The 19,821-nt window shown below is 64.3% G+C and carries 17 protein-coding genes; 5 read left to right on the plus strand and 12 right to left on the minus strand.

Features of this window, described 5'->3' with window-relative positions; translation table 11 throughout:
- Positions 1-24: 24 nt before the first annotated feature.
- From pstC to BGO16_RS02275, 6 genes are all read right to left on the minus strand, one after another.
- Positions 25-1,020 (minus strand): phosphate ABC transporter permease subunit PstC, encoded by a 996-nt coding sequence (gene pstC / locus BGO16_RS02250; protein WP_292616943.1) that lies wholly within the window; start codon positions 1,018-1,020, stop codon positions 25-27.
- 121 nt (positions 1,021-1,141) lie between these two features.
- A complete protein-coding gene (gene pstS / locus BGO16_RS02255; protein ID WP_292616900.1) occupies positions 1,142-2,167 on the minus strand; it encodes a phosphate ABC transporter substrate-binding protein PstS in 1,026 nt (341 codons plus the stop codon).
- 130 nt (positions 2,168-2,297) lie between these two features.
- The gene (locus BGO16_RS02260) at positions 2,298-3,587 is read right to left on the minus strand and encodes an ATP-binding protein (RefSeq protein ID WP_292616902.1); all 1,290 of its coding nucleotides are present in this window, start codon (positions 3,585-3,587) and stop codon (positions 2,298-2,300) included.
- Positions 3,588-3,624: 37 nt separating this feature from the next.
- A complete protein-coding gene (locus BGO16_RS02265) occupies positions 3,625-4,680 on the minus strand; it encodes a UPF0104 family protein (RefSeq protein ID WP_292616904.1) in 1,056 nt (351 codons plus the stop codon).
- Positions 4,681-4,933: 253 nt separating this feature from the next.
- The gene (locus tag BGO16_RS02270) at positions 4,934-5,248 is read right to left on the minus strand and encodes a hypothetical protein (protein WP_292616906.1); all 315 of its coding nucleotides are present in this window, start codon (positions 5,246-5,248) and stop codon (positions 4,934-4,936) included.
- A 4-nt stretch (positions 5,249-5,252) separates the two neighbouring features.
- Positions 5,253-6,644, minus strand: a complete 1,392-nt coding sequence (locus BGO16_RS02275; RefSeq protein WP_292616908.1) for an OmpA family protein — start codon at positions 6,642-6,644, stop codon at positions 5,253-5,255.
- Between the two features lie 270 nt (positions 6,645-6,914).
- On the opposite strand from BGO16_RS02275, the gene BGO16_RS02280 reads away from it, so the two are divergent.
- Entirely contained in the window at positions 6,915-7,973 is a 1,059-nt protein-coding gene (locus tag BGO16_RS02280) for a polysaccharide deacetylase family protein (RefSeq protein ID WP_292616910.1), read from the plus strand.
- Positions 7,974-8,032: 59 nt separating this feature from the next.
- Here BGO16_RS02280 and BGO16_RS02285 read toward each other — a convergent pair whose 3' ends face one another.
- Positions 8,033-9,730 (minus strand): bifunctional diguanylate cyclase/phosphodiesterase, encoded by a 1,698-nt coding sequence (locus BGO16_RS02285; protein ID WP_292616946.1) that lies wholly within the window; start codon positions 9,728-9,730, stop codon positions 8,033-8,035.
- A 272-nt stretch (positions 9,731-10,002) separates the two neighbouring features.
- On the opposite strand from BGO16_RS02285, the gene BGO16_RS02290 reads away from it, so the two are divergent.
- On the plus strand, positions 10,003-10,329 hold the full coding sequence (locus BGO16_RS02290; protein ID WP_292616912.1) for a hypothetical protein: 327 nt from the start codon (positions 10,003-10,005) through the stop codon (positions 10,327-10,329).
- Between the two features lie 64 nt (positions 10,330-10,393).
- Here BGO16_RS02290 and BGO16_RS02295 read toward each other — a convergent pair whose 3' ends face one another.
- The 3 genes from BGO16_RS02295 to mtgA form a co-directional block, all read right to left on the minus strand.
- Positions 10,394-11,065, minus strand: a complete 672-nt coding sequence (locus tag BGO16_RS02295) for a hypothetical protein (protein ID WP_292616915.1) — start codon at positions 11,063-11,065, stop codon at positions 10,394-10,396.
- Positions 11,066-11,203: 138 nt separating this feature from the next.
- Positions 11,204-11,389, minus strand: coding sequence for a 50S ribosomal protein L32 (gene rpmF, locus BGO16_RS02300; RefSeq protein WP_292616917.1), 186 nt, complete (start codon positions 11,387-11,389; stop codon positions 11,204-11,206).
- 124 nt (positions 11,390-11,513) lie between these two features.
- A complete protein-coding gene (mtgA, locus tag BGO16_RS02305) occupies positions 11,514-12,185 on the minus strand; it encodes a monofunctional biosynthetic peptidoglycan transglycosylase (RefSeq protein ID WP_292616919.1) in 672 nt (223 codons plus the stop codon).
- 399 nt (positions 12,186-12,584) lie between these two features.
- On the opposite strand from mtgA, the gene BGO16_RS02310 reads away from it, so the two are divergent.
- Together BGO16_RS02310 and BGO16_RS02315 are read left to right on the plus strand one after the other, a co-directional pair.
- Positions 12,585-13,511, plus strand: coding sequence for a polyprenyl synthetase family protein (locus BGO16_RS02310; protein WP_292616922.1), 927 nt, complete (start codon positions 12,585-12,587; stop codon positions 13,509-13,511).
- Positions 13,512-13,519: 8 nt separating this feature from the next.
- Positions 13,520-14,212 (plus strand): DUF1345 domain-containing protein, encoded by a 693-nt coding sequence (locus BGO16_RS02315; RefSeq protein ID WP_292616925.1) that lies wholly within the window; start codon positions 13,520-13,522, stop codon positions 14,210-14,212.
- Positions 14,213-14,227: 15 nt separating this feature from the next.
- Here BGO16_RS02315 and BGO16_RS02320 read toward each other — a convergent pair whose 3' ends face one another.
- Positions 14,228-16,135 carry a caspase family protein gene (locus BGO16_RS02320; protein ID WP_292616927.1) on the minus strand — a complete coding sequence of 636 codons (1,908 nt, stop codon included), beginning with the start codon at positions 16,133-16,135 and terminating at the stop codon, positions 14,228-14,230.
- Between the two features lie 310 nt (positions 16,136-16,445).
- Here BGO16_RS02320 and BGO16_RS02325 point away from each other — a divergent pair, with 310 nt between their 5' ends.
- Complete coding sequence (locus tag BGO16_RS02325) at positions 16,446-18,053, plus strand: Na+/H+ antiporter (protein ID WP_292616932.1); 1,608 nt, start codon at positions 16,446-16,448, stop codon at positions 18,051-18,053.
- A gap of 30 nt (positions 18,054-18,083) precedes the next feature.
- Here BGO16_RS02325 and ispG read toward each other — a convergent pair whose 3' ends face one another.
- Entirely contained in the window at positions 18,084-19,376 is a 1,293-nt protein-coding gene (gene ispG, locus BGO16_RS02330) for a flavodoxin-dependent (E)-4-hydroxy-3-methylbut-2-enyl-diphosphate synthase (RefSeq protein ID WP_292616934.1), read from the minus strand.
- Positions 19,377-19,821: the final 445 nt, after the last annotated feature.

Consider the following 19,821-nt stretch of genomic DNA (forward strand, 5'->3'; position numbering starts at 1 on the left):
AAATCCGTTTTCCGCTTCTTCGGATCATGCCTGTTTCCCCGCCTTCTTCTCCAGCCGCAGCAGCATCAAGCGCGCTGCCGCGAGCACGAAAAACGTCAGCACGAACAACAAAAGACCGAGCAGCATCAGGCTCGACTGATGCAAGCCGTCGCTCTCGGCGAATTCGCTGGCGATCGCTGCGGAGATCGTGGTGCCCGGCGCGAAGATCGACGGCGTAATGCGGAACGAGTTGCCGATGATGAACGTCACCGCCATCGTCTCGCCGAGCGCGCGGCCGAGCGCCAGCATGACGCCGCCGATAACGCCGACGCGCGTATAGGGCAGCACGACATGGCGCACGACTTCCCAGGTGGTGCAGCCGACGCCATAGGCCGCCTCTTTCAGGACCGGCGGTACGGTTGCGAACACGTCGCGCGAGATCGCGGTGATGAAAGGCAGCACCATGATCGCGAGGATCAGCGAGGCATTGAACAGGCTCAAATAGGACGGCGGACCGCCAAAGATCGAGCCGAGGACGGGCACGCCTGCGAACAGGTCGATGAAGAAGGGCTGCACCGTATTGGCGAGAAACGGGCCGAGGATGAAGAAGCCCCACATGCCGTAGATGATGGAGGGAATACCAGCGAGCAGTTCGATCGCCATGCCGATCGGCCTGCGCGCCCACAGCGGGCACAATTCGGTGAGGAAAACCGCGATGCCGATGCCGACCGGGATGGCGATCGCCATGGCGATGGCCGAGGTGAGGATCGTACCGTAGAGCGGGCTCAGCGCGCCCAGCACCGGCGGCTCGGCGGACGGCGCCCAGCGTTGCGTCGTCAGGAAGGCGCTTCCGAACTCCACGATTGCGGGCCATGACCCGACGATCAGCGAAACGATGATGCCGCCGAGCAGCAACAGGACCAGAATCGCGCTGATCCGCGTGATCCAGTAGAACGCCCTGTCGCCGAGCCTGAAGGCGTTCAGCGCGCGAGCGCGGTCATGAGAGCCCGCCTGCTCCATCGCGCTGCCATGAAAGGCCATTTCCGCCACGCTCGTCCCCTGTTTCCCGCTACGCATGATGTCGGGCAGACTTGCTGGAAACGCTTTCTCGCAAAGGCCAAGGAAAACGGAGGAGCGCCACAGCGCTCCTCCACGGCCGCGATCAGCTCTTGATCTCGGAGGTCCAGGTTGTCTCGATCTGCTTGACGACCGACTCCGGCATCGGGATGTAGTCCAGTTCCTCGGCCATCTTGCCGCCCTTCTCGAACGACCACTTGAAGAACTTGATGGCCTCAGTGGAGGCCGCCTTGTCGGCCGGCTCCTTCTGCATCAGGATGAACGTCGCCGCGGTGATCGGCCAGGAAGCCTCGCCCGGCTGATCGGTCAGGATCACGTAGTAGCCCGGCGCATGGGCCCAGTCGGCGTTGGCGGCCGCGGCCTGGAAAGAGGCGACGGTCGGCTGCACCGTCTTGCCGGCCTTGTTGATGAGTGCGGCGTAGGTCAGCTTGTTCTGCTTGGCGTAGGCATATTCGACATAGCCGATCGAATTCCGCGTCTGGCCGACATTGCCGGAGACGCCCTCATTGCCCTTGGCGCCGACACCCGCCGGCCACTCGACAGCGGTGCCCTCGCCGACCTTGGATTTCCATTCGGCATTCACCTTGGACAGGTAGTTGGTGAAGTTGAACGAGGTGCCCGATCCGTCCGAGCGATGTACGACGGCGATCGCAGCCGAGGGCAGCTTGAGCTTCGGATTGAGCTTTGCGATCGCAGGGTCGTCCCACCTGGTGACCTTGCCGAGATAGATGTCGCCAAGCAATTCGCCCGAAAGCACAAGTTCACCCGGCCCCACGCCTTCGACATTCACGACGGGGACGATCGCGCCCATCACCATCGGCCACTGCAACAGGCCGTCCTTGTCGAGCTTGTCGGCTTTCAGCGGCGCATCGGTCGCGCCGAAGGTCACGGTCCTGGCGAGGATCTGCTTGATGCCGGCGCCCGACCCGATCGACTGGTAGTTCAGGCCGTTGCCGGTCTCTTTCTTGTAGGCATCGGCCCATTTCGAATAGACCGGAAACGGAAAGGTCGCGCCCGCGCCGGTGATGTCAGCCGCCCTCGCCGGAAGCGAAAAGGCAGACGCCGAGGCGGCAACGAGGCCGGCGGCGGCGATGGCCTTGAAGAAATTCATGTGTGGTCTCCCTCGTATCGAGCGGAGCGCGAATGCGCTCATGACGCCCGTTTAAGTGCGGTCGATGCTGCTTTTACGAAGGTTTGACGACAGCCGGATGACAGCGGCAAGCCGTTGCAACCATTGGCCTTCAGGCGGGGGAGACCGCTGGCGCCAGTGGAAAACCCGCCGTGAAGGTCGCGCCCTGCCCGGGCTCGCTTTCAATCAGCAGGCGGCCGTGATGACGGCTCAGGATATGTTTCACCAGCGACAGGCCGAGGCCGGTGCCGCCCTGAGCGCGGCTGTCGCCGACGTCGACGCGATAGAAACGTTCGGTGAGGCGCGGCAAATGTTCGGGCGCAATGCCGGGACCGAAGTCCCGCACCGCCACCCGGAATTCCGGGACGCCGTCGGGCGCCGCATCCATCATCGAGGACACCGTGACCCTGCCGCCGGACGCGCCGTATTTCAACGCGTTCTCGATCAGATTCTCGAACAGTCGCAGCAACTCCTCACGATCGCCGGCGATCATCACCGGCATGGCCGGCAATGCGACCTCGATGTGAACCTGGCGCTCCACGGCCAGCGGCTCGAGCCCGTCGACGACCTGACGCACGATTGGAATGAGATCGACAAGCGTGTCCGGCCGCACATGCGCCGACAGTTCGACCCGCGACAACGACAGCAGATCGTCGATCAGCCGCGCCATGCGCGTCGCCTGAGCGTGCATGATGCCAAGAAAGCGGTCGCGGGCGCCGGGGTCGTCGCGTGCCGGGCCCTGCAGCGTATCGATGAAGCCTGACAGCGCCGCCAGCGGCGTGCGCAACTCGTGGCTTGCATTGGCGACGAAGTCGGCGCGCATTTCCTCGACCCGGCGCAGCGGCGTCTGATCGTGGAACGTCAGCAGAATGCAATGATCGATGCCGCCAAATGCGGTTGGCACCGGAACCGGCGTGATGATCAATTCCATCCAGCGATCGACCGGAACATGATTGAGATAGGTCGCCCGCCGCGTTTCCCGCGTTGCGATCGCCTCGCGCAACGCCGTGACGATCTCAGGCGAGCGCAGCGCGAATTGCGCAAGTTCGTTCTTGCGCAACGCCGGCACGAGTTGCGCCGCCGCGGCATTGAGATGGATAACACGGCCGGCCCGATCGAGTAGGACGTTGGGATCGGGCATGCCGGCAATGATGGCATACGCTGCCGCGGTCTCCACCGGATTGGCGCCGAGTTCGGTTTCGCGCGATGCGGCCGGATCGTGAACCTGCCAGGGCACCAGCGCCGCGGCGGCGATGCAGACAAACGCGGCGATGGCGCGGGAGAGTTGCAGGCCGCCCAACACGGTGAGCGCGGCGAGCACGAGCCCTGCAACCAGCAGAATGACCGCCGACCGGCGCAGCCGATCCGGCCAGGATGCGGATTTCGCGACCGACACAGCCATCCTGGAAGCGGCTCCTTCCGCGGCCGCATGACTGCTGTCAGGCGCCCGAGTCGCCATGCTCCCCCAGGCAGGATACCTTACCCGCAGGCTCGACGCTGGCCGCGGGTCGCGCATCATGCGCACGTTTCATGCGCTTGCTCATGACGACTTCCCGAAACGTCAGCAGGATGATCGAAATAACGAAGGGCACGACATAGTAGAGCAGCCGGAACAACAGCATGCCTGCCAGCAGATCCTTCTTGTCCATCTGCCAGAGGCCGACCAGCATGGCGGCGTCGAACACGCCGAGCCCGCCGGGCGAATGGCTCGCGAAACCGAGCAGGGTCGCGGACACGAAAATCACCGCGACGAAGACAAAGCCGACATTGGGCTGATCGGGAACAAGCACATACATCGCAAGCGCGCAAAATCCCAGATCGACGATTCCGATCAGGATCTGCAACAGAGTCAGCGGCCCGCCCGGCAGCACCACGGTCCACGATCCGCTGCCAACACGGCGCGGCCGGATTCCGACCCAGATCACATACCCGATCAGGCCAAGAATAATCACGATCGCGATCAGCCGATTGAACCAGGCCGGGAGTTGATCGACGCTGGTCGCGGCCTCCGGGTGAACGGCGATGCCGAGCCCGAGCACGGCCGCGTTGCCGAGCCAGAACGTGAGACCAGCCAGAAAGCAGACCTTTGCGACGTCGATCGCATTCAGCCCCCAGGCGGAATAGACGCGATAGCGCACTGCACCGCCGGTAAAGACGCTGGCGCCGACATTGTGGCCGACCGAATAGCTGGTGAAGGCCGCGAACGCCGTGATGCGGTAAGGAATATGCGTCAAGCCGATCGCACGAACCGCAAACAGGTCGTAGAATGTCAATGTGAAATAGCCGGCGGCGACAAACAGGGCCGACAGCGCGATCGAGCGCGTCTCGGTCCGCCGGATGGCTTCCATGACCTCGTCGACATCGATATCCCTGAGGATATGGACCAGCACGTAAAACGCGACCGCGATGATCGTGACGCTGATCGCAACACCGAGCTTGTGCAGGATTTGCTTCCGGCGCAGAATCGAGATCGCTCTGCGTATTGATCCTAGCATCGAGACCTCGAATTGCAGTTCACGGCAAAACGTCCACCGCTCCGCATTTCATTCACGTGGACAACACCGTAGCGCGTATTGGTTCCCAGAGCCTGCTTCAATCGCGTTGAATCAGACTCGTCGCTTATCTTTTTGTTCGAGCATGATCTTTTCCGAAAACCGGTTTCCACTTTTCGGGATCATGCTCTAATGGAATTCCGTCAGCGTTAACAAAGCCTTTTATTTCAACAAATCAGAATATTGTTTCAACAAATCAAGAGCGTCCCGGCGGTTCGCCGGAGGCCGCCTGGCGCGATACAACCATATCGCGCAACCACGAGCCTATAGCGCACCCCACAAGATAGGCCCCAAACATTGCCAAACCAAGGTCGAGCCAGTAGCCGAACCGGCCGGGAACCACATGCGTCACCGCCGCGACAACGAGCGCCGCGACAAATATGGACAGCACCTGCATGACCCGCTTCGTAACCCCCCGGCCGCGATGGACCACCGCGATCCAGCCCATGGCGAAGCCTAGCAGCAACGATCCAGCGAGCCAGCCCCAGTGAAACTCCGCCAAGTAGACCATGTCCTTACTGCCTCACAATGAAGTCGATGCGGCGATTCTTCGCCTTGCCCTCGTCAGTGTCGTTGGAGGCGATCGGCTGAGCACTGCCGTAACCCACCGGCTTGAATCGGTCCGCGGGCATTCCGGCCTTCACGAGGTAATCCACGACAGCCTGCGCGCGACGCTCCGATAGCGTCTGGTTAAAGGAAGGATCGCCGTCGCTGTCGGTGTAGCCGACGATCTCGATCGTGGCCGTCGGACAGCGCAGCGCGGTTTCCGTCAGCCGATCCAGCAGGCCGATGGAATCCGGATCCAGCGTGGCCTGGCCAGTCTCGAACTGGATCGTGCGCTTGCCCAGCAGATCGGCGAACAATTGCTGACAGACCGCCGGATCGACCGGAGCCGCCGCCGGTTTGACCGACACTTCCAGCTTCGCCTGCCAGCCACGCGGCAGGTCCTTGGGCAGATCGGCGCGGAGCTGCCTTGCCGCCGCATCATACAGCGCATCGCCGGAAAGCTCGACGTCCCGGTCGGAGACGACAAGTCTCCCCGTTGACAGCCGCGACAACGATCCGAGCGCTCGCGTGACGACGGCATCAAAACCGGCCGGCGCACCGAGACTGGCCTTGAGCTTGTCGACGACCTTCTCGCCGAACTTGCGACCGGCGGATGCGACGATCGCAGCATGAACGGCATTGTCGGGCACATATCCGGTCAATGTCAGCGTCGCGGCAACCGGATCCTTGTTGGCCTCGAAGATATATGGCGGAGCATGAATGTCGTTGGTGACCGAATATCCCTCCGGCAGGTTTTTCAGCGCCGCCGCGATCGCCTCGCGGCCGCCGAGTTCACGCGCCATGCCCGACAGGGTCACCGTCATGTCTGACATCGTGGCCTTGCCGGTCTTGAGCTTGCCGATTTCGCCGATCAGCAATGCGGCCGCCGTTTCGAAACGCGGCGGCGCGCCGCGCGACAAATTCATGTGGTCGGCGATGTCGATGCCGGAAAATATCGCACGCGCGGCATCCAGCAGCTTATTCCTGACCACCGGCAACGGCGCATTGCCGCTGAGCGTCACCTTGCCGACATCGCGCTCGATGGTCCAGACGAACGGCCTCGCCTCGGCGACAAGCGCGGTATGATCGTTGACCAGCCGTACACCCGGCACCGCCTCGACCGAGGCCAATGCGCTGCTGCGCTCCTGCTCCGAAAACGCCTCGGCGGAGAACGTGATATCGCGGCCGGCGGCGCTGATCGTGGTCTTGTCGAGAACGCTGCCCTTGAGCGCGGCGTCGGCATGCGCGCTCAGATCGGCTTCCAGCGGACCTGTCGTGGTCCAGGCGGCCAACGCCCAAAGAATGACAAGGGGGATGACGCCCGGCCACCATTTGCTGCTCCACCTGAAGAGTCCGCGCATCCGATATCCTGTGTCGCGCAAAACCTGCCGCCGCGCCGGCGGACCGGATCGCGCAATCCCGGCCCAGCAACCCAAGCGCGCACCGGCGAGGCCGCCTGCCGATTCGGCCGGCGGCGTGCTGGAAATGAAGAGAAAACAAACCCTTGCCGGACTGTCAAACCGGAAATGGGGCGGGAGCCTCGTCGCCGCGGCCGGGAGGTTCGGATAACCGTTTCTTCAACCGTTTCCGACTAAAGATGTCATCAGCGACAAGGTCGGCCGGTTAACTCGATGAAGCAACTCCGCAACGCCGTCATCCGCACCGGGCTTGAGGCGCTGTATTTCAGCGGCGCTCATCACCTGCTGCGACCAATGTTCGCGGGCATCGGAACGATTTTCATGCTGCACCACGTGCGGCCGCGCCGAGACAATCCGTTCCAGCCCAATCGTCACCTGGAAGTGACCCCTGAATTCCTGCGCACGACGCTCGCCCATGTCCGCTCGCGCGGAATCGATATCGTGACCGCCGACGAGATGCATCGTCGCTTGAGCGAACGCGACTTCTCGCGACGGTTCGCCTGCTTCAGCTTCGACGACGGCTATCGCGACAATCGCGACTTCGCGCTACCGGTGATGCGCGAATACGACGCGCCACTCACGGTCTATGTCGCGAGCGACTTCGCGGACGGGGCGGGTCGTATCTGGTGGGTCACGCTCGAACGCATCATCGCGGTTGCCGATCGCATCGACAGCACGATCGGAAACACCTCCGTACATCTCGACACCCGCACGGTCGAAGACAAGCAGGCTGCGTTCACTCAAATCCACGACCTCCTGCGCGGGCTTCCGGACGATCGCGACATCGCGCCCGCGATCAGCGAATTGTGCGCACGCCATGGCGTCGATGAGGCCGCTATCAGCCGGGAGTTGTGCCTGTCCTGGGACGAGCTGAAGCCGTTCGCCGCCGACCCGCTGGTTACGATCGGCGCGCACACCATCAGCCACTGCAACCTCGCGAAGCAAAGCGAGCAGCAGGCGCTTCATGAGATCGCAGCCAGCCGGGCGCGGATCGAAGCGGTCTTGCAGCGCCCCGTGGTCCACCTCGCCTATCCCTACGGCGACCGCGACGCTGCGGGGCCGCGCGAGTTCGCTCTTGCGAAAGCGGCGAGTTTCAAGACCGCCGTCACCACGCGGCCGGGCATGATCTTTCCGGAAAATGCGGAGCATGCGACGGCGCTGCCGCGAATTTCCCTCAACGGAAATTATCAGACCGCGCGCGTCCTGCCGGTGCTGACATCGGGCGCCGCCACCGCCATGTGGAACGGCTTCCGCCGCGTCAACGCCACCTAACGACACCACAGCAGACGCGCGGAGCCGCCCGCTGCATGTCCCACCGCCGCATGTCGATGTCACGCCGCCGGGATGGCCTCGGAGCCGCTCCAGGGCCGCGCCGGCGAGGCGAGGCCGATCAGCCGCCCCTGGATGTAGTCGCAGCCCCAGTCACGCAGCATGACAGCGGATTGCTCATCCTGAACCCACTCTGCCACCGTCTTGATATCGAGCCGCCGCGCCAGATCGATCAGCGTCTGCACGAAAGCCCGATCGTCGGGAGAGCGCGCGATATTTTCCACAAACGCGCCGTCGACCTTGACGATGTCCACGCCGAGCTTGCGCAGGTTGCGGAACGAGGTGTAGCCGGCGCCGAAATCGTCGATCGCGATCCGGCTGCCCAGGTTTTTCAACCGCGTGACGAATTCCCTGACGTCGTCGATATCCTGAATCGCCACCGTTTCGGTGATCTCGACGATCAGGCGTTCGGCAACGCCGGGGTGGGCGCGCATCAAGGATTCGATCGCCGCCCACCAGTCGTCGTCCATCGTGGTTTCCGGCGAGATGTTGATGCTGAGCCGGACGCCGGGCGCTTCGGCGAGTTCGGCGATCACAAGCTCGAGCACGCGATGATCGACCAGGCGGATCAGGCCGAGCTTCTCGGCGACCGGCACCACATCCGGCGCGAGCAGAAACTGCCCGTCCTGCTGGCGCATCCGCACCAGGCATTCGTAGAACGCCGGTTCGCGCGTGCGCGCATCGACCACCGGCTCGAAGGCGGTGAGGATACGCCGCTCGTTCAGCGCGGTGACGATCTCGTCGGTGACCCGGATATTGGTCCGCCGCTGCGCGTCTCGCGCGACGTCCGGCCGCCACACCGCGAACGACCCGCTGCGGCGGCTTTTGGCAGCTTCGAGAACTTCCTGGGCGCGATTGATGGCTTCATCGGCTGTGCGCGCGTAACGCGGGGCAAGGATCGCGCCGATCGAGGCGGTGACCGAGACCGGACCGGACCGGGTCGGTACGATCTCGTCGCGAATGCCGGCCAGAAGCCGCTCCGCGGCGACATTCACCTCCTCGCTCGCGCAGTTCATCAGGATCAGCCCGAACTTGTTGCCGGAGAAACGGCCGAGCACGTCGCCGCCGCGCAGGCGCGCGCGAATACGCCTGGCAATGTCGCCGATCACCTCGTCTGCGACATCGAAGCCGAAGGCGTCGTTGATTCGCGCAAGGTGGTCGATTCCCAGCAGCAGGAAAGCGAACGACGACCGGTAGCGCACAGCTTCCTCGATCGCAGCCGCGAGCGCGGCGGTCAGATGCGTGCGGTTGAGTTCGCCGGTCAGGGCATCATTGCGTGACAACATGACAAGCTGCTCGTCGCGCGCGCGCCGCTCGTTCTCAAGCCGCACGATGCCTTCGACGCGCATCGCCTTGCCATCGGCGCCGGCGAACCAGCGACCGGATTCCTCGATCCAGAGCACCGGAGCCGAGGCGCTGGCGCGCACCCCGTATTCGATGCGGTAGACCACGCCCTCCCCCGGACGCCGCTCATGAGTCGCGGCCCGCAGGATGTCGGCCCGGATCGACCCCGAAGGCTCGATCAGCCGGGCCAGCCCGGCGCCGGTTGCGAACGAGGTCGGCTCGATGTCCTGGAAGATCGATGCCGCCCCGTCGGTCCAGGTCATGACATCGCTGGCGACATCCCAGACGAAGGCCGCCCGACCGAGCGCGGCGAGAATGGATGAGACCTCGGGCCGGCCGGGCGGCCCGTCAGCAATCTGCGGCGTGCTTGCGCCAGACGAGGACTTGGCTGCCGGTGAGCTAGCGGACGTCACGAACGCCTCATTCTGGGACGCGGACAGGTGATTCCCTCAAAGCATAGGACCTCTCCGCCCCCAAGGCAAAGCTCATAAACGCCCGCAGAGCCGGTCATTTGCCGCCGGAATCGGACCGCTGGAGCCTCAATGATCCCGGCACGGCCCTTGCGAGGCCGATGGCAAACGCGGACCCGGTGTCCCGAAACAGCACATGCTGCCGGAGCGGAATAAAGATGAAGATCATGCAAACCGACCGGATCGCTGCCAGCGCCGCAAACGCGCGGCAGAATGACATCGCGACAAGACCCACCCGCACAAGACCCGCCGGCGTCGCGGAGGTATCCGTGATCGCGCCTATCGAGCGCCCGCCGATTTCGCGAGCCACGGCGCGCCATGACGCGTCTTTCGTCACGCAACTGATCGCCACGGCGCAGCACAGTCCCCAGACGCGGGTGTTGCGCCGCGCCGAGCCGGCGGTCGCGCGCGCCGCCTATCATTCAACGAACGAGCAGAACCTGGACAACGCGCCTCCGGCTCCGCGGCTGCTGCGCGTCATCTGAGATCACGCTGATCCTAAGATCGATCGATCCGAGATCATAAACGTGATCCACCTCGCCCGATTCGTCAGGGCAGGTTTGGCTTGGATTTAGGGGGCTCGCCCGATGGCGTCTGTGTCGCGCTGGCGGGCTGAATGTCGGCCGGAATGTCCGGAGGCCGCACGTCCGCAGCGGTCTCAAGGTGAACGACCACCGGCTCGGGCGCGCTGTTGGGAGGCGATTGGGCGATCGGCGCACCCATTGGACTGCCGGACGCAGGCGCAGGCGGCGAAACAGATGCCGGCGCGGAAACGGGCGGCGGATCGAAACGCGGTTCGGACGCTGAGGCTTCGGCCGCTGGTTGCGAGGGAGCGACCTTCGCGCGGGCCGGTCGCCGCGACCGCAAGGCGATGCCGGACAGGAAGTCGACCAGCGCCAGCAGCGTCAGCATGAAAAAGGTCGATGAACCGAATTGCGGCAACATCACGAATTCCGCCGCGGCAGCGCCGAACACCACCAGCGCCAGCACATGGTCGGTGAGGTATTTGCCGCCGGCCCGGGAGCCTTTGATAATCTCGAACAGCAACAGGACGATGCCGAGCGCAAGCAGCACGTCGCCGAGCGTCACCGGCCATGCCGCGCCCGAGACCAGCGTCAACGTGAAAACAGGCTCCGTCAGCAGGACGCCCGGCATCAGGAAGACGATGATGTTGCAGATCGCGAGAGGAATAAGGAGCAGCGGAAAACCGATCACGGACATCGGCGAGGCCTCGGTCATTCAAGCGGGAGGGTTGAATTCGCGCCGAATCCAACCTGACCTTGCTTGCTCCTCTTAATTCTTATTCCGGGTTATTCGGGACCTGCGATGCCCGCCCCGAAAGCCTGGAATGAGACCGGATCAGGAGTCGCTCCTGGCCTTCAAAACCTGACGGCCCTTGTACATGCCGGTCTTCAGGTCGAGATGATGAGGGCGGCGCAGTTCGCCGGAATCCTTGTCCTCGGCATAGGTCGGCTTTTTGATTGCGTCCGCCGAACGGCGCATGCCACGCCGCGAAGGCGATGTTTTTCTTCTTGGAACGGCCATATCGGTGTCCTTGCAGGATGTTGTTGTCGGGTTATCCGGGCACCGCCCGGAGCAGGCGCGCCGGCCCGGATGCACGAGCTGAATGCTGTAAGACGGGGCTTATAATGGAAGGAAACCGCCAAAGCTAGGGCTCGCGCCAGCAAATGCGCAGTTCGGCGGCCTGTGCCCGGACCATATAGGTTCCAGCCAGCCGGCGCACCCCGGGCCCCGGTTTTCGGGCGCTGCGCCTGACCGGATTGGGCAAGATTGCCGCCATGAGCGCGGCTTCCCGCGCCGTCAGGCTAGAGGAGGAACGCCCGAAAGCATAGCGGGAACCGGCCTCGGCCCCGAACTGGCCGCCCGGGCCCCATTCGGCGATATTCAGATAGATTTCGAGGATCCGTTGCTTGGGCATGACGGCGTCGATCCACATCGCCAGCGGAAATTCCAGCGCCTTACGGACCAGGCTGCGTCCCGGCCAAAGGAACAGATTTTTTGCGACCTGCTGGGTGATGGTCGACCCGCCGCGCCTCACCTCGCCGTCCTCGGCATCATCGATCACCTCGCGCAGCGAATCCCAGTCGATGCCGTGATGGCTGCAGAACTTTGCATCTTCCGACGCGATCACGGCGCGCGGCAGCGCCGGCGAGATCGCCGCGAAATCGATCCACTGCCGCGACATCGGCGCGCCGGAGAGCTTGCGCCATATCATCAGCGTCGAGACCGGATGGCCGGTCCGGTACAGCGGCGTCAGCACATAGGGCAAAAGCAGCAGGCCGACGACGGCCAGCAGCGTGACACGGATCGCCCGCCGCATCAGGCAGCCGCGCCTTCGACAATGAGCCGGCAGACGGGCTCACCGGAGCCGCAACGCAGACCGTTCACCACATGGCGATGGACGATTCTGAGAACCGCGAAAGCGGGCATCGAAAACTCCTTCTTGGCAGATCATAACACAGCCGGCCGGCATATTGCCGGATCGGGTGGAATTGACGAAGCCGGTGTCATGGAGGATTGTCCGGCCCGATCGACCTAAACGGGCCGTTGCGCCTGGTTGTTATTTCCCAAGCCTCGTCAGCGGCTATCGGGAATCCGGTAACACGAGGGAAATCCGCGAATACTGGATTCCGGGTTCGTCGCGTCGCGATGCCCGGAATGGCAAAAGCAGCGACCCAGATCGTTTTTCTATCTTGTTCTATTCCTGGAGCCCTTCTTGATGACGTCCGGACTTTCATCCGCCGATTTCGCCGAACGCCTCGACAGGACGGCGGACGAAACCGAGGCCCTGCTGGGCAAGTTGCTGGCCGAAACGGTGTTGCCCGACGAGATCGCGCGGCCGAAGCGACTGATGGATGCCATGCGCTATGCCTCGCTGGGCGGCGGCAAGCGGTTGCGGCCGTTTCTCGTGGTCGAAAGCTCGGCGGTGTTCGCGGTACCGCGCGACGCCGCGCTGCTGGCCGGCGCCGCGCTCGAATGCATCCACTGCTATTCGCTGATCCACGACGACCTGCCGGCGATGGACAACAGCGATCTTCGCCGCGGCCGCCCCACCCTGCACAAGACCACCGACGACGCCACCGCGATCCTCGCCGGCGACGGACTGCTCACACTCGCCTTCGACATCATCACCCGCGACGAGGTCCACAAGGACCCGGCCGTACGCCTGGCGTTGACGCGCGCACTGGCGCGCGCCGCCGGCATCGGCGGCATGGTCGGCGGACAGATGCTCGATCTCGCCGGCGAGGGCCGCTTCGGGGACCGCGAGCCGGTGGACGTGGCGCGTTTGCAGCAGATGAAAACCGGCGCATTGCTCCGCTTCGGCTGTATCGCCGGCGCGCTGCTCGGCCAGGCATCGCAGAAGGATTATCAGGCGCTCGATACGTATGGCCGCGCGCTCGGCGAAGCCTTCCAGATCGCCGACGACCTTCTCGACGTCGAAGGCGATGCGGCGGCGCTCGGCAAGCCCGCCGGCGCCGACGCCGCGCTCGGCAAGACAACCTTCGTCACCCAGCTCGGCATCGACGGCGCAAAGAAACGCGTCCGCGATCTTCTGGCGAAGGCGGACGAGGCGCTGGCAGGCTTCGGTGCGCGTGGCGACGTGCTGCGCGCCGCCGCGCATTTCGTCGCCGACCGCAAGAACTGAAGGACGCGATGGCAGGCAAGGATACCGACGAGGAATTCTTGCTTCGCTTCAGCAGGATGCCGAGGCCGGTGCGCGTGGTCTACGCCCGGCTGCGCACCTTCATCGCCATCGCCGTCGGCGTCGGCGCGTACTTTCTGCTGCCGCATTCGCTGCGGCCGGGGACGCGACTGCTGATCGGCTGGGACGTTTTCGCCGCGCTCTATCTCATCCTGGTCTTCACCGTGGCGTTCGGCAGCGGTCTCGCCCACATCCGCCGCAACGCCCGCATTCAGGACGACGGCCGCTTCGTGATCCTGCTGGTGACCGCGACCGGCGCATTCGCCAGCATTGCCGCGATCGTATTCGAGCTTGGCAACCACGACCACAGCGCGCCGGAGCTGGCGCTGGCGACGCTCACCATCGCGCTGTCATGGGCGGCGGTCCACACCACCTTCGCACTGCACTACGCGTACGAATACTATCGCGCGGCCAAACCCGGTGGCCTTGCCTTTCCCAGCGGCAAGGATGATACGCCCGAAGACCCGGACTACTGGGATTTCGTCTACTTCTCCTTCGTGATCGGCATGACCGCGCAGGTCTCCGATGTCGGCATCACCGACAAGATCATCCGCCGCACCGCAGCCGCGCATGGCGTGATCTCGTTCGTCTACAACACGGCGCTGCTGGCGCTGATGGTCAACATCGCGGCAAGTGCGCTCTGACCTGACACGCGCCCGTCAGTTGCAGATCTCCACATTGCTGCCGCCACCGAGGATGCCGCCGCCCTGCGCGGTGGTGCGGAACTCAATCCGGCAGCCGCGCTTGATCTGACGGCAGGTGCGATCGTCGCAAACGATGCCGCCTTGCTCGGGCCTCGCGCTTGTGCGACTCCGAAGACTGGGCGCAGCGGCCGTCGGCGCAGCCAGCTCATCGTCGAACCTGCCGCGGCCGGCGCGGCGGGGGCGGCGATCATCGCGCTCGCGCGATGCGGAAGGCGCCTTGCGTTCCTTCCGCGCGACGCATTCGTTGTCGTCATTGAGCACCTTGCCCTCGCCACAGGTGATCTTCGCGCAAGCATCGCCATCGGCCTTGTAGCCATGACGGCAGATCAGCGGGCAGACGCGCGCAGTCTTGCCCTTGATGATGCCGAGCGCATCAAGGCTGGCGACCTTCACGTCCAGCTTCGCATCGGCATGGCGATTGAAATTTTCGAGCGCGAGCCGGGATGCCTTGCCCCACTCGCCGTCGGCCGATCCGTTGAAGCAGCCGACACGCCGCAATTCGATCTGCACCGATTTGTTGATCGCAATGGCTGACAAAGCCGGCTGCGCCACGGGCTCGGCCGGGGACAGCGAAGCCGTCTGCTGCTGCGCAGGCGTCCGGGGAGAGGTCGGCACGGAGGCCGATGAAGGTGCATCGGCCCGGCCCGGGCTGCGAGCCTGCATGGCCAGGTCTGCCGTCGCTTTGGAATCGGGTGCGCCGGCGGCCCGCTCCGCCGCCTCGCGCGCCTGCTCCGCCGCATCGACTTTCGCCTGCTTGATCCGCTTCGCCTGTTCGGCGGCGATCCTGGCGTCTTCCGCACCCTTGGCGGCGGCGGCCGCCTTGGCCATTTCGCCCTGTTTCGCGCCTTCGGCCGCAAGGCGCGTTTTTTCCTCCGCGGTCTCGCGCGCTTTCGCAGTCGCGGCAAGACGCGCATCTTCCGCGGCGATCTTGTCGAGCTGCCCCTTGGCGAGGTCGGCATAGAAGCCGGTCGGATAGCTCTTCAGGAACGTATCCCACGCCGCGCGCGTCCCCAGTTGCAGCGACAGTTCGTAATCGCGGCGAACGTCGGCGCGCGCATCGGCAACGGGAGCTGCCGGCGCGGCCTTGAGCGGCACCAGCGGCACGTCCTCGCCGCCGAGCGAGCCGTAGACGTAGGGCTCCTGCCGGTTGTTGGTGAGCTTGAGCACGTCGTCGCGCACAAAGCCGAACGCCTTGCGCACGTCGAGACCGGGTGTCGCGATATGGCGCACCAGCGCGTCGGTGAACGGGCTATTCTTGCTGTCACCGTCGGCGGCGGTCGAGCCGGCCTTGGCCGCATAGGCGATCAGCGTATTCGGCGACGTCGGCTCCACCTTGGCGAGGCCGCGGCCGACCGAGCGCATGCCGACCTTCTTCATGGTCTTGCTGAACGGATTGTCCCGGCACGCGTCGAGAATCACCAGCCGCAACTGCTTGGCCGATTCCACGGCGACCAGCACGCGATCGAGCGACACCGCCTCGTCGTAGACGTCGGTGTCGCGCTGGAGCGCCGCATCGACCGGAATCAGATAGTTGGTGCCCTCCACCTCGATGCCGTGGCCGGCATAGTAGATCACGGCCATGTCGGCGTTGCGCGCCTTGTCGCCGAAGTCGCGCAGCGCCCGCCGCATATCGGCCCCGGTCAGGTCATGGCGAGCCTCGACCACATCGAAGCCCGCCTGTTTCATGATCCGGGCGAAAGCGGCCGCGTCGTTGTCGGGATTGGCGAGTTGCGGAACGTTGCGGTATTCCGAGTTGCCGATCACCAGCGCCACGCGGCTTGCCGCCGAGGCCGGCTGCCAGGCCAGCACCGGGACCGCGACAAACAAAAATCCCAACAAACCGAAATATCGTCGCAAGCTCATGGCGGCAGGTCCTGATCGTTCATTTATATCACGATTGCGGGCTGGCCTGAAATCAAGGCCCGGCTTTGCGAATCAGCTCACAATCGGCAGAACGGGTACATTCCTCCATGTCGGATCGTTCCACACCGGAATAAGACGCCGGCAACCCGCAAAACGTTCAACCGGCCGGGCCGGCCGCAGCGCCCCGTTGCGATCGATCCGCCCGCCCAATACGCTCCCACCAGCTGCCTCGGCGCGGCCATCGCTCCGCCGCAGCGCCCGTGACCCCTACCGTTGTTCCACGCCACCCGAGGCGCGGCCTCTGCTTGCCATGACCGAAACCTTCCTGACATCCCTGCTTGTTCTCACCGTTCTTGCCGCTTCGGCAGCATTGGCCCGGCGACTGGTGACGGCGCCCGCCATCGTGTTTCTGGTGGTCGGCATCGTGCTGGCTTTCGTGCCGGGCTTTCCTCCCGTTGAAATGGCGCCCGAAAGCGTGCTGCTGATGGTGCTGCCGCCGCTGATCTATTCCGCCGGCGTCTCCATGAGCTGGCGCGAATTCAAATCCAACCTGCGGCCGATCGCCCTGCTCGCCATCGGCTGCGTCATCTTCACGACCTGTGCGGTCGCGGCTGCGACGCACTGGCTGCTCGGCCTGCCCTGGGGCGTCGGCTTCGTGCTCGGCGCGATCGTCTCGCCGCCCGACGTGGTGGCGCCGCTTGCCATCGCCAAGCGTCTGCATCTGCCGCACCGGATTCTAGTCATCCTCGAGGGCGAAGGCCTCGCCAACGATGCCACCGCGCTGATCCTCTATCGATTCGCGGTGCTTGCGGTCTCGACCGGCACCTTTTCGCTGCCGACCGCGGCCGGATCGTTCATGCTCATCCTGTTCGGCGAGATGGCGTTCGGCGCCGCTGTCGGCTGGCTCAGCCTGCGGCTGCGCCAGTGGGCCCAGGATGCGCGGGTGGAAATCCTGCTGTCGCTGCTCACGCCCTATCTGGCCTATTGGGTGCCCGAACATCTCGGCGGCTCCGGCGTGATCGCGACCGTCGCCGCCGGACTTTATGTGAGCTGGAACGGACCGCTGCTGATCCCGGCGGCGACGCGGCTTCAAGGCATCTTCTTCTGGGATCTCGCGATCTGGCTGATCGAGGGCGTGCTGTTCCTGCTGATGGGATTCGAGGTCCGGGTGCTGATGGAGAAGGCCAAAGCGGTCCCGATCGGCGAGGTGCTGGTCGCGATCGCGTTGACGTCGGCCATCGTGATCGCCGCGCGTTTCATCTGGGTGTTCCCCGGCAGCTACCTGACCCGTATCCTGAGCGCGCGGGTCCGGCGGCGCGATCCGACACCGCCATGGCGATATATCGTGGTGATCGGCTTCACCGGCATTCGCGGCGTGGTATCGCTCGCGGTGGCACTGGCGCTGCCGCTGACGCTGCCGGGCGGCGAGGCGTTTCCCTATCGCGACCTCATCCAGTTGACGAGCTTCGGCGTCATCTTCGTGACGTTGTTCGGCATCGGCCTGACGCTGCCGTTCGTCGTCGACCTGCTCGGCGTCTCGAAGCAGGGCCGCCGCGAGGCGCTGAAGGAGCGTGAGGCCGAGATCGCGGCGCGGCGAACCATCATCGAGGCTGCGCGCGGCGCGCTCACCACCATCATCACCGAACGCAAGCTGCCCGAGGGCCTCGCCAAGTTTCTCGAAGCGCGACATGAAACGCGGATGCGGGCGTTGCCAGATCCGCCGCGGAACGGCGACGAACATTCACCGGCGACGAAGGGAGCATCCATGGTGCGCGAGATCATCGGCATCGAGCGCGCGCATCTCCACCAGCTCTTGCGCGATGGCAAGATCACCGACGAAACCCGCCGCCGGATCGAGCGCGATCTTGACCTGGAGGAAGCGGTGGTTGACAACCGGGAAAAGCACACGCCGCTGTAAGAAGGGAAGCGCCTACCCGCTGCTTCGATCTTACTCCGCCGCGGTCGCCGCTTCGGCCCGCGCCCTGGCGCCAGAGCCATAACGCTGCTCGATGTAATCGATCACCAGCGCCTTGAAGTCCTGCGCGATCGCCGGTCCGCGCAGCGTCTTGAACTTCTTGCCGTCGACGAAGACCGGCGCCGCCGGGGCCTCGCCGGTGCCGGGCAGCGAGATGCCGATATCGGCGTGCTTGGATTCGCCGGGGCCGTTGACGATGCAGCCCATGACCGCGACGTTGAGCTGCTCGACGCCGGGATACTGCGCCTTCCAGTTCGGCATCTCGTCGCGGATGAAGTCCTGAATCGACCGCGCCAGTTCCTGAAACGTGGTCGAGGTGGTGCGCCCGCAGCCGGGACATGCCGCGACCAACGGCACGAAGGTGCGGAAGCCCATGGTCTGCAGCAGTTCCTGCGCGACCTGTACCTCCAGCGTGCGGTCGCCGCCGGGCTCAGGCGTCAGCGAAATGCGGATGGTGTCGCCGATGCCCTGCTGCAACAGGATTCCGAGCGCGGCGCTTGAGGCGACGATGCCCTTCGATCCCATGCCGGCCTCGGTGAGGCCGAGGTGGATCGCATAGTCGGAGCGTTCCGTCAGCGTCTGGTAGACGGCGATCAGATCCTGCACCGCCGAGACCTTCGCCGACAGGATCATCTTGTTTTTCGGCAGGCCGATCTCCTCGGCGCGCTTCGCCGACAATAGCGCCGACTGCACCATCGCCTCGCGCGTCACCGCGCGGGCATCGAGCGGCGCAGCCGATTTGGCGTTCTCTTCCATCAGATGCGTCAGCAATTCCTGATCGAGCGAGCCCCAGTTGGCGCCGATCCGTACCGCCTTGCCGTATTTGATCGCGGTCTCGACGATATCGGTGAACTGCTTATCGCGCTTGTCCTTGAAACCGACATTGCCCGGATTGATGCGGTACTTGTCGAGCGCCTCGGCGCAGGCCGGATGATCGGCCAGCAGTTTGTGGCCGATGTAATGGAAATCGCCGATCAGCGGCGTGGTGATGCCGCGCTTGCGCAGGCCGTCACGGATACGCGGCACGGCTGCGGCGGCCTCGTCGCGATCCACCGTGATGCGGACCATTTCCGAGCCGGCGCGCGACAGGGCGGCGACTTGCGCGATGGTGCCCTCGATATCGGCGGTGTCGGTATTGGTCATCGACTGCACCACGATCGGCGCACCGCCGCCGACGGCGACGTTGCCGACCATGACCTGCGTGGTTCTGTGCCGCGGACTGGGGCCTGCGACGTCGATTTGCGACGGATTTTCGAGCTTGTTCATGGGTCTCAAATATCAGGTTTTCGTGACATTCAGTAACGGATCAATGGCGAGCGGGGAAGACCGATCGAAATCAAAGGCCGGCGACCACCACCGGTGACGCAAGTCAAAGCCGGCGTCAGCGGGTCATTCATGATGAGATAGCCCGCCGCGACGTCAAACAAAGGGGGCATGGAGGTAAAAGCCGGCAATTTGCCGGCGGAACACGTCTTAACCATTGAAACCATATCAAAATTCCACCCGGATGGCAGACGCCACTCAAAGCGTTTTCGAGCGAAGTGGAATCCGGTTCGCGTGAAGAAAACGCGTCAAATCAAAAGGCTAGTGGTCCGATTCTAACATTTGCATCCCGTTGCGGCAGGGAGTTCCTGCAAATGTTAGAACCAAAGGACCACTAGCAACTATCAGGTTTCTAGTGGAGTTTTGAATGTGACATTCGCCTGACAAG

It is taken from the genome of Nitrobacter sp. 62-23 (genome assembly GCF_001897285.1).
Lineage (GTDB): Bacteria > Pseudomonadota > Alphaproteobacteria > Rhizobiales > Xanthobacteraceae > Nitrobacter.